The sequence below is a fragment of the Pseudomonas sp. VMV1 genome (genome assembly GCF_056790235.1).
On the sequence record NZ_JBXGSE010000003.1, the window covers coordinates 606,069 to 618,968 of the forward strand.

A 12,900-nucleotide genomic window follows, 5' to 3' on the forward strand; every position below is an offset into this window, starting at 1 on the left:
CCCATCTCGCTATCCATCCTGGCAGGCTGCGAGATCGCCAAGGCGTTCGCAGCCTGCCTGTCCTGCGCTACCTCGATCATCTTTCCTATCAGCTCGGCAGCGCACCCATCAGGTGCTGCCCGGAGACGTTCGCGCGTCCTTTGGCCGTACCAGACGAACAGCGTCAGGCTAGGTGATGGCCGGGATAGAGAGGTAGCTATGGATGAGGAGAGGGGGCCGGGAAGGGAGCCTGGCTGGCTCTGCCGGCGGGGGGAGCAGGAGGGCGGGGCGCACCCGCCTCCGCAGGGGGGAGGCGGGCGGCAGGGCAGGCGGTCAGCCCGCCTGGGACAAGGTAGAGCGCACGGCGGGTGGGGCGACGTCTTCGCCGGCCTTCTCCAGGTTCTTGCCCAGCAAGGCGTGGTAGAGCTCCTTGTCACCGAGGATGCCCACGGCACGGCCATCGGTCTCCAGTACCAGCTTGTGCCCGGTGTGGTAGCGGATCTCCAGGGCATCGCGCATACGGATGTCGGCCGGTGCCAGGGTCGGTTGGCGCTGCAGGCTGGTGACCGGCATACCCGGGGTCCAGCGTTGCAGGGCCAGGCTTTCGCCGCCACGGCGCAGGGCCTTGACCGTCTGGTTTTCCAGGGCCAGCCAGATGTCGTGGCTGCGCTCCAGGCAGATCTCGTTGCCTTCACGACCGCACTTGTCCAGGCCGCGCATCAGGCTATAGCCGCTGAGCACGTTGAGCGGATTGGTGTGGGCGACGAAGGTGCGTACGTATTCGTCCGCCGGATTGAGCACGATGTCCTCGGGGCGGCCGTGCTGGATGATGCGGCCGTCCTTCATGATGGCGATGTTGGTGCCGATCTTGAGGGCTTCGTCCAAATCATGACTGACGAAGACGATGGTCTTGTTGACCTTGGCCTGCAGCTGCAGCAATTCGTCCTGCAGCTGCTGGCGAATGAGCGGATCGAGGGCGGAGAAGGGTTCGTCCATCAGCAGGATGTCGGCATCCATGGCCAGGGCGCGGGCCAGGCCCACGCGCTGCTGCATGCCACCGGAGAGGGAGTCGGGCTTCTTGTTGCGCCACTGGGTCAGGCCGACCAGTTCCAGCTTCTCGTCGACCAGCTTCTTGCGCTCGGCGGCCGAGCGACCCTGCATCTCGAGACCGAAGCCGACGTTCTCGGCCACGGTCAGCCAGGGCATCAGGGCGAACTTCTGGAACACCATGGCGATGCGGGTGGTACGCATGTCCTTGAGTACCGCGGGCGAGCAGTTGGCGATGTCCACTTCGCTGCCTTTGTGCTCGATCAGCAGCTTGCCGCGACTCACGGTATTGAGGCCGTTGATGCAGCGCAGCAGGCTGGACTTGCCTGAGCCGGACAGGCCCATCAGCACGCAGATCTCGCCCTTCTGGACCTCCAGGCAGGCGTCCTCGACGCCCAGCACCTGGCCGGTTTCCTGGAGGATATCGCTGCGGCCCTTGCCCTGGTCGAGCATTTCCAGGGCGCGCTTGTTCTGCTTGCCGAAGATGACGTCGACATGTTCGAAACGAATGGCGGTCATGACTTATTTAACCTCGCGTGGGGCGGGTTGCTTGCACACCCGGTCGAGCAGGATGGCGATCAGGACGATGGATAGCCCCGCCTCGAAGCCCAGGGCGATGTCTGCGGTGTTGAGGGCGTTCACCACTGGCTTGCCGAGACCGTCGGCGCCCACCAGGGCAGCGATCACCACCATGGACAGCGACAGCATGATGCACTGGGTGATACCGGCGCCGATGCTGGGCATGGCGTGGGGGAGTTCGATGCGGGTCAGCAGCTGCCAGCGCGAGCAGCCGAAGGCCTTGCCGGCGTCCATCAGCTCGGCGGGAACGTCCTGGATGCCCAGGCAGGTCAGGCGGATCGGCGCGGCCACGGCGAATACCACCGTGGAGATCAGTCCGGGCACTACGCCCAGGCCGAACAGAGTCAGGGTCGGAATCAGATAGACGAAGGTGGGGACCGTCTGCATCAGGTCCAGGACCGGGCGCAGGCCTGTGTAGAACCAGGGTTTGTGCGCGGCGATGATGCCCAGTGGCACGCCGACGGCGATGCAGACCAGGGTGGCGAAGACCACCTGGGCCAGGGTTTCCATGGTTTCCTGCCAGTACCCCAGATTGAGGATCAGCAGCAGGGAGATGAGGGCGAAGATCACCAGGCCGATGCTGCGTTGCAGCAGATAGACGCCCACCGCCACCAGCGCAATGAAGGCCAGCGGGTTGAACCACATCAGGCCGGCGGTGAGGCCATGGATAAGGCCGGATAGCACATCGGAGATCTTGTCGAAGACGCTGGCGCCATGCAGCGTCAACCAGTCGATGAAGTCGGCGATCTGCTGACCGAGAGGGAGTTTGTGGTCTGTTATTAACATAACGGTGCCCGTCAGGTAGGAGTGGACAGGTCGAAGCACGAGAAACGCTGATTCGTGCTTCGGCTGTGGCAGTACCCGCCCGAAGTGGCGCGGGACAGTCGAATGTTATTGTTCCGTCAGGGTGCCAAGGCGGCTTTGGCCGCTTCTAGCGCAGGCTTGCCGTCGCGTGTGGTCACGCCGGCCAGCCACTGGTCGAGCACCTGCGGATGCGCCTTGAGCCACACCTTGGCGGCCGCGCTCGCGGATTGTTTTTCGTTGAGGACCTTGTCCATCAGCTGGTTTTCCATGTCCAGGGTAAAGGACAGGTTGGTCAGCAGCTTGCCCACGTTGGAGCATTCCTGGACGTAGCCCTTGCGCACGTTGGTGTAGATGGTGGCGCCGCCGTAGTTGGGGCCGAAGACGTCGTCGCCGCCCTGGAGGTAGGCCATCTTGAAGCGGGTGTTCATCGGATGGGGTTCCCAGCCGAGGAATACCACCCACTGCTTGCGTCGCTCGGCGCGCTGGATCTGCGACAGCATCCCGGCCTCGCTGGACTCCACCAGCTTGAACTTGCCCAGGTCGAAGGCATTCTTGTCGATCATGCCCTGGATCAGGCGGTTGCCGTCGTTGCCCGGCTCGATCCCGTAGATCTTGCCGTCGAACTTGTCGGCATTCTTGGCGATGTCGGCGAAGCTCTTGACCCCGGCGTCATAGACGTACTGGGGGACGGCCAGGGTGTACTTGGCGCCCTCCAGGTTGGCGCGTACGGTCTCGACGCTGCCATTGTCCGCATAGGGCTTGATGTCCGCTGCCATGCTCGGCATCCAGTTGCCGAGAAAGACGTCTATGTCCTTGTTTTGCAGGGACTTATAGGTGACCGGTACGGAGATCATGTTGGTCGTGGTCTGGTAGCCCAGGGCGTGCAGCACCTCGCTGGTCACGGCCGTGGTTACCGTGATGTCGGTCCAACCGACATCCGCGAAGCGTACCTTGGCACAAGAGGCCGGCTCGGCTGCCTGAACAAAAAGTGGCGCCAGCAGGGCGGCACTCCAGAGCCAACGGGAACAACCTTTCATGGACACATCTCCTTGCGTTTGGTGGGGTACCTTTCGGTGCGCCCCACGTGTATTTATCTGTAACTCATCCCCCCAGGCGCGCCTACCGCCTGCGTCGCTACCAGTGTACGCGGCGTCGTAACCAGAAGCGGAAATGTCGTATCCAGCATGGGGTCCAGGGCGCTTTCGCGGCGGTCGCGGCAGAGCGCATCGGTTGGTCCGCCGGCTACGCGGGCTCGTGCGGTAAAACCCAGGCCAGAGGTGTTGGCGAGCGTTCCAAGGTGGATGGTCACTGGGCCAGACTGGCCTTGATCGCCAGGTTGCCAGGAGTTCCGCCGCGGGTGACAACGCCCTTGAGCCAGGTTTCGAGCTGCTCGGGATTGCGCTGTAGCCAAAGGCGCGCGGCGCGGCGCGGGTTGTCCTTTTCGTTGAGCACCCTGTCCATCAGCTGGTTTTCCATGTCCAGGGAAAACACCAGGTTGCCCAGCAGCCGGGCCACATTGGGGCACTGCTGGGCATAGCCCTTGCGCACCACCGTGTAGACCGTAGCACCGCCCTGCTGGGGACCGAAGTAGTCGTCACCGCCATCGAGATAGGCCAGCTTGTGCCGGATGTTCATCGGGTGCGGCTCCCAGCCGAGAAAGACGATCCACTGCCGGTCCAGCAGCTCCTTCATCCGCACCTGGGTCAGCATGCCCTGTTCGCTGGATTCGTCGAGGGTGAAGCCGCCCAGAGCGAAGGCGTTGTTGGCGATCATCTTCTTGACCAGGGCATTGCCATCGTTGCCCGGCTCGATGCCGTAGAGGGTGTGGCCGAAGCGATCAGCGTAGCGGGCGATATCGGCGACGTTCTTCACCCCGGCGTCATAAACGTACTGGGGCACGGCCAGGGTGTAGCGAGCACCTTCCAAGTTGGCGTGCAGGCGTTCGAGCGTGCCGGCATCGAGATAGGCCTGGCTGAGTTTGGTCTGGGCGGGCATCCAGTTGCCAAGGAAGACATCGGCCTCGTTCTTGGCCAGGGCTTCGTAGGTCTGCGGCAGGGAAAGTCGCAGCACTTCGGTCTCGTAACCCAGGGCGCTGAGCAGATAGCGGGTCATGGCGTTGGTGACATTGAGATCCGACCAGCCGACATCGGCCAGACGTACCTCATGGCAGCTTTCGAGTTCGCCCGCTGCCTGCGCAGCCGAGCACAGCAACAGACCGGACAGCCACAGCGCTTGGGAGATCTTCATCCTAGACTCCAACGGATCGCGACGGTGAGGGGCCTGACCGTTGCACGTACCGGTCCGTCTAGCCCGGGCTTTACTGGCTTTTCGCCATGTGTCACCAGAGGGGCGACAAACGGTCGATCGGCTGACCTACGACTGTGCCCACTGAGTCGCCATGCCACATTTTGGCGCGCGTCGGTTACGTCCCGGTGTTACCAATGGAATACATGTGGCGAAGTGCTACTGCCCAGAGGTCGGTCTCGGATCAGAAGGGTCGCAATTAAAAAACCTATCTAATCAAGGCTATTGGCTGCTGCTGAATGGGTTATTCGGCCCAGACAGCCTCGTCGTCACTGGGTTCACCTATTTTCGGCATGGGAATTGCGACATGACTTATGCGTCCGCGACACATTCTTCGCCCACAGTCGTCTGCCGCACCTCATTAGAGCCCAGCCAAGGGCCTTAGCCTGCGTGAAGGAGATTCAAACCATGTCGCCCATTCCCACCTCGTCACAGGCCCGTGCGATCCAGTCCATCGGCTTTCTGCTACTGGATAATTTCACGCTCATCTCCCTGGCTTCGGTCGTGGAGCCGCTGCGCATGGCCAATCAGCTGTCAGGACGGGAACTCTATCGCTGGTGCACCCTGAGCCTGGATGGCCGTCCGGTGCGGGCGAGCGACGGCTTGCAGATCACCCCGGACAGCGCCGTGAGCGCTGCCCCGGCAATGGACATGGTGATCGTCTGTGGCGGCGTGGGCATCCAGCGCAGCGTGTCTCGCGAACACTGCACCTGGTTGCAGAGCCAGGCGCGTCAGGGTCGCAAGCTGGGCGCGGTCTGTACTGGCAGCTGGGCCCTGGCCCGCGCCGGCCTGCTTGACGGTTACGATTGCAGCGTGCACTGGGAAACCCTGGCAGCGCTGCAGGAAGCCTATCCGCGCGTGGTGCTCAGCACCCGTCTCTTCACCATCGACCGCAACCGCTGCACTGCTTCGGGCGGCACGGCGCCGATGGACATGATGCTGCACCTGATCGGTCGCGAGCATGGTCGAGAGCTGTCGGCGGCGATCTCGGAAATGTTCATCTACGAGCGCATCCGCAACGAGCAGGATCACCAGCGGGTCCCGCTCAAGCACATGCTGGGCACCAACCAGCCCAAGCTGCAGGAGATCGTGGCGCTGATGGAGGCCAATCTCGAAGAGCCTATCGATCTCGACGAGCTGGCGGTCTATGTGGACGTGTCCCGGCGCCAGCTGGAGCGCCTGTTCCAGAAGTACCTGCACTGCTCGCCGTCGCGCTACTACCTCAAGCTGCGCCTGATCCGCGCCCGGCAGCTGCTCAAGCAGACCACCCTGTCGATCATCGAGGTGGCCTCGGTGTGCGGCTTCGTCTCCACCCCGCACTTCTCCAAGTGCTACCGCGAGTACTTCGGCATCCCGCCGCGCGACGAGCGTCAGGGGCCGACCATCCAGCAGCCCATCGCGCTGATGCCGCTGTCCCAGGAGCTGTCGCTGATGCCCGCGTCCTCGGCGCTGGCCGCCCTGAGCCAGGCCCAGGGCGAATCCACCTTTGCCAGCGTGCGGCTGTAAGCCGCCTCACAGCGCCTAGCGACCGCTGGGCAGGCTGAGCAGCAACGCCGCCGTCTGCAGATCCGGCTGGCCGTCGAAACGGCCTGGCCGGTACTTCATCTGGAAGGCGCCGATGACATCGCGAGTGCCTTGGTCTAGCACGCCGGTGCGGGGTACCGCATAACCAACTCGTGCCAGTTGATCCTGGAACCAAGCCGGAGGCGGCAGCACGCCGCCCAGGCTGGCCTGGCGCTGGGCGACCACGTTCTGATCCGGCCAGTTGATCAGGCCCGCCGCGGCCAGACGAGCCCAGGGAAACAGCGGACCCGGATCCTGCTTACGCCCCGGGGCGATGTCGCTGTGCGCGACGATGGCGCGGCGATCCAGTCCATGGCGTTGTTCGATGTCCTTGAGCAGCGGAATCAGTGCCTTGATCTGGGCTTCGCTGAAGGGATACCACTGGCGTCCGGCCGGGGTGTCGCGAAAGCCCAGGTTGACCATCTCGATGCCGATGGAGGTGGAGTTGAGCCAGGTCCGCCCCTCCCATTCGCTGACGCCGGCGTGCCAGGCGCGGCGATTTTCGTCCACCAGGCGATAGATGGTGCCATCGGTGTCGATCAGGTAGTGGGCACTGACGCCAGCCTGGGTCAGCAGCTTGAGCGATTGCTGCGAGCCGGCCGCGGTGTAGTGCAGCACGATGTATTGCACCCGGCTGTCCTGGTCGCGAGCGGTGTAGTCGTCATTGATGCGCGGACCGCTGGAGCAGCCGGCCAGGAGCAGGCCGCAGAGCAGCCAGGGAAGGAGCTTGAAGGGATTTCGCACGGTTACCTCGCGAACGGCGGAAGGGTCAGGCCACGTCCAGGCGATCGCGTCCGGCGCGCTTGGCGCGGTAGAGCGCCTGGTCGGCACGTTCGAATACGGTATCGGCATCCTCGCCTGGCGCAAAGGCGGCAAGACCGGCGGACAGGGTGACCACCACCCGTTCACCCTTGAAATGGAAGGGGCAGGCCGCGACCGCGGCGCGGAGTTGCTCGATCAGGGTGACCCCGCCGGCAAGGGGCGTGGCGCCCAGTAGCACGACGAACTCCTCGCCCCCGAAGCGGGCGATGAAGTCGGTCTTGCGCAGGCGGCGTTGCAATTCGTTGGCGATGATCTTGAGCACCTTGTCGCCAGCCAGGTGGCCGTAGCCGTCGTTGATGCGCTTGAACAGATCGACGTCGAGCACGGCCATGAGCAGGTCGCCGCCATGGCGTTGCCAGCGGGCTACCTCAAGGTCCAGGCGCTCGCTCCAGGCGGCGCGGTTGGGCAGCCCCGTGAGCGGGTCGCAGAGGGCCTTCAGCCGCTGTTCTTCCAGGTGGCCGCGATACTGCTTGGCTTCGCGTTCCATGCCGGCGACGCGCTCGGTGAGGGCGCTGAGCTGGTCGCTGGCCTCCTGTTCACGGGTCTCGCGCTGGGTCTGCTGCTCGGCCAGGCTGGCCAGCAGGCCTTCCAGGCGACTGTCCAGAGACAGCTTGAGACTGTCCAGGTCGGTGGCGTCCTGCACCTCGCTCTGCAGGTCGTTGACCTGACCGCGCAGGACTTCGCCAAAGGCGCGCTCCTGGGTCTGGCCATCCTGACGCTGCTCGTGGACGTCCTGCAGGCCGCTCTGAAAGGCGGCGAGACGTTCGTTGAGGCGGCGCAGGTAGAGCTGGAATTCGCTCTGCCCGGAATGGTTGAGGGCCAGCACCAGCACCGACAGGTCGTCGAGCACCGGGACGAGTTCGTACCAGTTCAGGCTGCCCTGTATGCGCTGGCGCAGGTGTTCGGCCTGGGGCTTGTGGCTATCGGGCAGGGCCAGGTCATCGAGCAGCCGCAGCAGGGTGGCTTCCAGATGCGGGGCGATGGCGCTGTAGCCCGGCTCGGGAACGGGAGGCAGGGCATAGGCCGGATCGGCCGGGGCAGGCGAGGCCTCGGGAGCCGGTGATGGCGGATGATCGAGCGCTGACGAAGCCGGTTCGGACAGCTCCGCCGCTTCCTCCCGTGCAGGAGGTGGGATGGACTCCACGGGTTGCGCGGGCAGCGGGGCCGGCCCGTCCTCGGCTGTCTCACCGCGACTCCCCAGCAGGCGTTGCAAAAAGCCAGGGCGGGCGGGCTGCTCGGGGTGCAACTGGTTCAGGGCCTGTTGCTGCAGACGGCTGAACTCTCCCAGCAGCGCGGGCAGTTCGCCCGGTTGGCCGGCCGCGGCCTGGGCGCGCTTGGCGAAACCCTTGAGCGCCTTGCGCAGATCGCGGGGCAACTCCAGGGTCTGCAGCAGGCGACAGAGTTCGGCGAAGGCATCGGCCACCTGGCGTGCACGCAATTCCCGGCGCTGCTCGGAATCGAGTACGGTGCGCTCCAGGCGCGGGATCAGCTTGGCGAGGTCGGCGTCGCTGTCGTCACGGCGGAGGATGTCACGCAATTCGACCAGGCAGGCGTCCACCGCCACGTCGTTGCCTTCGGCGGCCAGGCTGCTGCGCACGAGACCGCGTCGCACCAGATCCAGGCGGTTTTCCCACCGGCTTTCCAGGCGTTCGAGGTTCTCGAGGCTTTCCAGGTATTTGCTTTTCCAGCGTTCGACGTCCGCGCGCTCCATCCGCCCGCTCCAAAGGCTTAAGGGTGGCCAGCAGGCAGGCGCGACCAGGCGGCCAGCCCACTTGATAGTCGCTAGGGTATCGGCGGTTTCGGAGAAAGTTTGAGCAGGACGACCGGAGGCCGCTTGAGAGGGACGAGCTGAGGAGCCGCCGCCGCAGGGCGCGGCGGCGGGTAACGCTTACTTGGCGGCGCGTTCTTTCTGGATCAGGAAGTCGGCGACCTTCAGGGTCTCGTCCGGACCACCCGAGGAGCCCAGGTCGAAGCGGTACTTGCCATTGACCACCATGGTCGGCACGCCGGTGATCTGATAGGCCATGGCCAGTTTCTTGTCCTTTTCCACCTGACCCTTCACGGCGAAGGAATTGTAGGTGCTAAGGAACTTGTCGCGATCCACGCCCTGGGTGGCGAGGAAGTCGGCCATCTCTTCGGGGGTGGCGAGCTTCTTGTGTTCCTTGTGGATGGCGGCGAAGACGGCGTCATGCACCTTGGCTTCCACGCCCATGGCTTCCAGGGTCACGAACAGCTGACCGTGGACGTTCCAGACGCCACCGAACATGGCCGGCACGCGCTTGAAGGTAACGTCGTCGGGCAGCTTCTTGGACCAGGCGTTGAGGGTGGGCTCGAAGGCGTAGCAGTGCGGGCAGCCGTACCAGAACAGCTCAACCACTTCGATCTTGCCGGGCTCGGACACCGGAACCGGACTGCTCAGTTCGGTGTACTGCTTGCCGGCCTGGATGTCGTCGGCATGGGCGGCCGCGCCGAACAGACTGGCGGCGGCGAACACGGCGGAGAAAAGCAGGTTGCGCATGGGACTACTCCTGGAAGAAGGCACGCCCACCAACCGGGCATGACGGATTGCGGGCATTGTAGCCGGGTGCATCGCCGCGCCTAGTCGCCAGAGCGGCCGAGGCCGGCCATGTTCAGGCTTCGTTCAGGTTGCCGGCGGGCAAGGCTCTCGTCCGGCGCATCCGATATACTGCTGGCTTTGCCGCGCGCTCGCGAGTACCCCCATGTCCAGCTTCAAGAATCCCATCGTCGGTCTGTGCCAACAGGCGTCCTTTCTCATCAGCGCCGCCAAGGTCGATCAATGCCCGTTCGACAGCGGCCTGGAAGTGGCCTTTGCCGGCCGCTCCAACGCCGGCAAGTCCAGCGCGCTCAACACCCTGACCCATGCCAACCTGGCGCGCACCTCCAAGACGCCGGGGCGCACCCAGCTGCTCAACTTCTTCAGCCTCGATGAGGAGCGGCGCCTGGTGGACCTGCCCGGCTATGGCTACGCCAAGGTACCGATCCCGCTCAAGCAGCACTGGCAGGAGCACCTGGAGGCCTATCTGAGCAGCCGCAATTCGCTCAGCGGCGTGGTGCTGATGATGGACATCCGCCATCCGCTGACCGAATTTGACCGCTTGATGCTGGACTGGGCCCAGGCCAGCTCCATGCCGCTGCACATCCTGCTGACCAAGGCCGACAAGCTGGCCTTCGGCGCGCAGAAGAATGCCCTGCTCAAGGTGCAGCGCGAAATACGTCAGGGCTGGGGCGATACCGCCAGTATCCAGCTGTTCTCGGCGCCCAAGCGCCAGGGCGTGGAAGATGCGCAGCGGGTGCTGGCCGGCTGGCTGGGGCTCGACGAGCCCGTCGCCGAGGCATAAAAAAACTCCGGACTTCCATCGGGGGAGGGGAGAAGTCCGGAGTTCAAGACTGGACCGCCAAAGCAGGGGTCCAGCATCTGCCAACACTAAACAGCAAAGGAGCTGAACGGTTATCCGAACCGTTCAGCAATTCAGACGGGGCGCCTTGAGAAAGGTTCGCCCTACCCGGGAAGAAAGCCGGCGCCCTGACTAGCGGCCGCTGGCGAGTCCCAGGCCCTCGTCGACCCCCAGGTGTACGTTCATGCACTGAACGGCGGCACCGGCCGCGCCCTTGCCCAGGTTGTCGAGGCGCGCTACCAGCGTCATCCGCTCGGCATTGCCATAGACGAAAAGATCGGCGCGGTTGGTGTCGTTGCTGGCCTGGACGTCGAAGAAGCCATTGTCCAGTTCCTCCTCGGCCGCTACCGACGCCACGCGAATGAAGGCTTCGCCATCATAGTGCCGGGCCAGCGCCGCCTGCAGGTCGGCCGCCGTGGTGCCGGGACGCAACTGGCTGGCGTGCAGCGGGATAGTGACTGCCAGGCCCTTGAGGAAGGGACCGACGATGGGGCTGAACACCGGCGCGGCGGCCAGGCCGCTCTGTACGCGCATTTCCGGCAGGTGCTTGTGGCCCTGGCCCATGGCATAGGGACGCGGGCTCTGCAGGCGTGCATCGCCGCCGGCTTCGTAGGCGGCGATCATCTGCTTGCCGCCGCCGCTGTAGCCGGTCAGGGAAAAGGCCGACAGCGGGGTTTCCGGGGCCAGCAGGCCGGCGTCCACCAGCGGGCGAGCCAGCAGGATGAAGGCGCTGGCGTGGCAGCCCGGGTTGGCGATGCGCTTGCTGGCGCGCAGCGCCTCGCGTTGTCCGGGGGCGAGTTCGGGCAGGCCGTAGGTCCAGCCGCTGTCGGTGCGGAAGGCGGTGCTGGCGTCGATGATGCAGGTGTTCGGATTGGTCACCAGGCTGACCGCTTCCCGGGAGGCGGCATCGGGCAGGCAGAGGAAGGCCACGTCGGCGGCATTGAGGAAGCGCGCACGCTCGGCCGGGTCCTTGCGCTTGCTCTCGTCGATGCGCAGCAGCTCGATATCCGAACGGCCGGTCAGATAGTCCAGCAGGCGCAGGCCGGTGGTGCCTTCCTGGCCGTCGACGAAAACTTTGAAGCTCATGGCGGTGCCTCTCGCGGATGGGCGCTGAAAGCATCGATTGTAGCGACTCGGGCACAGCAGGCATACGCCGGAGGTCAGGGTTACAGCAAGGGCCTGTCAGACCAGCGCAGCCGGACGCGCCAGCGTCCTCTCCCTGATGGATAGAGGTACAGATCCAAATTGGCAGGTTTTGTACGGATACAGTGTTCGATAGCTGTAAGTGGTCTGCCTTGCCTGTGGCGGCGAAGCTGGAGTCTTCCTGCCACTACACCGGAATTCGCCATGGATCCCCTGACCTTCGGTTCTGCCCCCGTGCGGTCTCTGGCCTGCGGTCGCGGCTTTCGTCGACTGTTGCAGCTCTTCGCCCGCTGGCGGCGACGATCGATCGGCCGTCGCCAACTGCAGCGGCTGGATCCCCGAGCGCTAGGCGATCTGGGCTTGAACCTGGCCGATCAGTATCGGGAAGGAAGCAAGTCCTTCTGGCAGGAGTGAAATTATGCGTCGAGGTGAGACTTCCGCCGGCTGGCAGTAGTCTCACTCAGGCATATCCAGACGGGAGCTACCCATGAAAACCTTGCACCTGGGCGCCGCTGCGGCGCTGTTCTGCCTGTCCACCGCCGCGTCGGCGTCGAGCTTCTATGTCACCACCGACATCATCGTCAACGCCATCGATGCGACCTCCGATACGACGTCGTCCATCACCGGGTCCTTCAAGAACGACAAGCTGGTGCTGGATGCCCGCGACGATGCGGCCAGCTTCGTCGGCAGCGCCGGTGACATCCGCGGTGTACGTCTGGAAGCGGCGCTGGACCACCTGCGCAGCCAGGCGCCAGAACTGCGTCAGGCCAGCGACGACCAGCTGGCTCAGGCGATCCTGGCGATCTAGACCGCAACACCGCGAAATACCCCCTGCGCCGCCTGTCTGCTAGCCCGGAGCGGGGGGCTGCGTTAGCCTTGGCGACCATCTGCCACCGGAGGGTCGTCATCCATGTATTTCCGCCGTTCTGCCGGGCTGTTGCTCGGGCTCTGTCTTGCCACGCCGGTTCTGGCGTTCGACTCCACCACCGAAGGTCTGGTCAAGACCATCTACGGCACCAGCCAGCTCACCACCGGCCCCTTCCAGAACAAACTGGTCCTGGCGGCCCGTGACGATGCCGCGGCTTTCGTCGCCACCGACGGCGCCCTGCGCGGCGCTCAGCTGGAAGAAACCTTAAGAGCCCTGCGCGCGGCCGATCCCGGGTTGCACGCTTCCGACCGGGAACTCGCCCAGGCCATTCTGAGTCAGTAGTCCGTTTCAATTCCGTGACATCCCTGGAGTATC

At 64.6% G+C, this 12,900-nt stretch carries 13 protein-coding genes; 5 read left to right on the forward strand and 8 right to left on the reverse strand.

Annotated elements, in window-relative coordinates; translation table 11 throughout:
• Positions 1-312: 312 nt before the first annotated feature.
• The 4 genes from choV to choX form a co-directional block, all read right to left on the reverse strand.
• Positions 313-1,545, reverse strand: coding sequence for a choline ABC transporter ATP-binding protein (gene choV, locus ACUCV0_RS12900; RefSeq protein WP_059316706.1), 1,233 nt, complete (start codon positions 1,543-1,545; stop codon positions 313-315).
• A 3-nt stretch (positions 1,546-1,548) separates the two neighbouring features.
• Entirely contained in the window at positions 1,549-2,391 is an 843-nt protein-coding gene (choW, locus tag ACUCV0_RS12905) for a choline ABC transporter permease subunit (protein ID WP_059316705.1), read from the reverse strand.
• Positions 2,392-2,507: 116 nt separating this feature from the next.
• Positions 2,508-3,446, reverse strand: a complete 939-nt coding sequence (locus ACUCV0_RS12910; RefSeq protein WP_059316704.1) for a choline ABC transporter substrate-binding protein — start codon at positions 3,444-3,446, stop codon at positions 2,508-2,510.
• 268 nt (positions 3,447-3,714) lie between these two features.
• Positions 3,715-4,656 (reverse strand): choline ABC transporter substrate-binding protein, encoded by a 942-nt coding sequence (choX, locus tag ACUCV0_RS12915; RefSeq protein WP_482212863.1) that lies wholly within the window; start codon positions 4,654-4,656, stop codon positions 3,715-3,717.
• A gap of 465 nt (positions 4,657-5,121) precedes the next feature.
• Here choX and gbdR point away from each other — a divergent pair, with 465 nt between their 5' ends.
• On the forward strand, positions 5,122-6,219 hold the full coding sequence (gene gbdR / locus ACUCV0_RS12920) for a choline metabolism transcriptional regulator GbdR (RefSeq protein WP_017639240.1): 1,098 nt from the start codon (positions 5,122-5,124) through the stop codon (positions 6,217-6,219).
• 15 nt (positions 6,220-6,234) lie between these two features.
• Here the strand turns inward: gbdR and ACUCV0_RS12925 are convergent, their stop codons facing one another.
• The 3 genes from ACUCV0_RS12925 to ACUCV0_RS12935 all read right to left on the reverse strand — a co-directional run bounded on the left by ACUCV0_RS12925 (position 6,235) and on the right by ACUCV0_RS12935 (position 9,616).
• On the reverse strand, positions 6,235-7,020 hold the full coding sequence (locus tag ACUCV0_RS12925; RefSeq protein WP_482212864.1) for an N-acetylmuramoyl-L-alanine amidase: 786 nt from the start codon (positions 7,018-7,020) through the stop codon (positions 6,235-6,237).
• 25 nt (positions 7,021-7,045) lie between these two features.
• Complete coding sequence (locus ACUCV0_RS12930; protein ID WP_482212865.1) at positions 7,046-8,809, reverse strand: diguanylate cyclase; 1,764 nt, start codon at positions 8,807-8,809, stop codon at positions 7,046-7,048.
• A gap of 177 nt (positions 8,810-8,986) precedes the next feature.
• Positions 8,987-9,616 (reverse strand): thiol:disulfide interchange protein DsbA/DsbL, encoded by a 630-nt coding sequence (locus tag ACUCV0_RS12935; protein WP_017639243.1) that lies wholly within the window; start codon positions 9,614-9,616, stop codon positions 8,987-8,989.
• Positions 9,617-9,818: 202 nt separating this feature from the next.
• Between ACUCV0_RS12935 and yihA the strand changes: the two genes are divergently transcribed.
• Entirely contained in the window at positions 9,819-10,457 is a 639-nt protein-coding gene (yihA, locus tag ACUCV0_RS12940) for a ribosome biogenesis GTP-binding protein YihA/YsxC (RefSeq protein WP_059316700.1), read from the forward strand.
• Positions 10,458-10,646: 189 nt separating this feature from the next.
• Here the strand turns inward: yihA and argC are convergent, their stop codons facing one another.
• Complete coding sequence (gene argC / locus ACUCV0_RS12945) at positions 10,647-11,600, reverse strand: N-acetyl-gamma-glutamyl-phosphate reductase (protein ID WP_059316699.1); 954 nt, start codon at positions 11,598-11,600, stop codon at positions 10,647-10,649.
• A gap of 261 nt (positions 11,601-11,861) precedes the next feature.
• Between argC and ACUCV0_RS12950 the strand changes: the two genes are divergently transcribed.
• The 3 genes from ACUCV0_RS12950 (at position 11,862) to ACUCV0_RS12960 (ending at position 12,867) form a co-directional block, all read left to right on the forward strand.
• Entirely contained in the window at positions 11,862-12,071 is a 210-nt protein-coding gene (locus ACUCV0_RS12950) for a DUF1127 domain-containing protein (protein WP_482212866.1), read from the forward strand.
• A 73-nt stretch (positions 12,072-12,144) separates the two neighbouring features.
• A complete protein-coding gene (locus tag ACUCV0_RS12955) occupies positions 12,145-12,465 on the forward strand; it encodes a DUF2388 domain-containing protein (protein ID WP_323149593.1) in 321 nt (106 codons plus the stop codon).
• Between the two features lie 102 nt (positions 12,466-12,567).
• Positions 12,568-12,867, forward strand: coding sequence for a DUF2388 domain-containing protein (locus ACUCV0_RS12960; protein WP_059316696.1), 300 nt, complete (start codon positions 12,568-12,570; stop codon positions 12,865-12,867).
• The last annotated feature ends 33 nt before the right edge of the window (positions 12,868-12,900 follow it).

What these genes read in the sequence shown, in the direction of transcription:
- choV (WP_059316706.1), bottom strand. Translation starts at nt 1,545, where the DNA reads ATGACCGCCATTCGTTTCGAACATGTCGACGTCATCTTCGGCAAGCAG.
- choW (WP_059316705.1), bottom strand. Translation starts at nt 2,391, where the DNA reads ATGTTAATAACAGACCACAAACTCCCTCTCGGTCAGCAGATCGCCGAC.
- ACUCV0_RS12910 (WP_059316704.1), bottom strand. Translation starts at nt 3,446, where the DNA reads ATGAAAGGTTGTTCCCGTTGGCTCTGGAGTGCCGCCCTGCTGGCGCCA.
- choX (WP_482212863.1), bottom strand. Translation starts at nt 4,656, where the DNA reads ATGAAGATCTCCCAAGCGCTGTGGCTGTCCGGTCTGTTGCTGTGCTCG.
- gbdR (WP_017639240.1), top strand. Translation starts at nt 5,122, where the DNA reads ATGTCGCCCATTCCCACCTCGTCACAGGCCCGTGCGATCCAGTCCATC.
- ACUCV0_RS12930 (WP_482212865.1), bottom strand. Translation starts at nt 8,809, where the DNA reads ATGGAGCGCGCGGACGTCGAACGCTGGAAAAGCAAATACCTGGAAAGC.
- ACUCV0_RS12935 (WP_017639243.1), bottom strand. Translation starts at nt 9,616, where the DNA reads ATGCGCAACCTGCTTTTCTCCGCCGTGTTCGCCGCCGCCAGTCTGTTC.
- yihA (WP_059316700.1), top strand. Translation starts at nt 9,819, where the DNA reads ATGTCCAGCTTCAAGAATCCCATCGTCGGTCTGTGCCAACAGGCGTCC.
- argC (WP_059316699.1), bottom strand. Translation starts at nt 11,600, where the DNA reads ATGAGCTTCAAAGTTTTCGTCGACGGCCAGGAAGGCACCACCGGCCTG.
- ACUCV0_RS12950 (WP_482212866.1), top strand. Translation starts at nt 11,862, where the DNA reads ATGGATCCCCTGACCTTCGGTTCTGCCCCCGTGCGGTCTCTGGCCTGC.
- ACUCV0_RS12955 (WP_323149593.1), top strand. Translation starts at nt 12,145, where the DNA reads ATGAAAACCTTGCACCTGGGCGCCGCTGCGGCGCTGTTCTGCCTGTCC.
- ACUCV0_RS12960 (WP_059316696.1), top strand. Translation starts at nt 12,568, where the DNA reads ATGTATTTCCGCCGTTCTGCCGGGCTGTTGCTCGGGCTCTGTCTTGCC.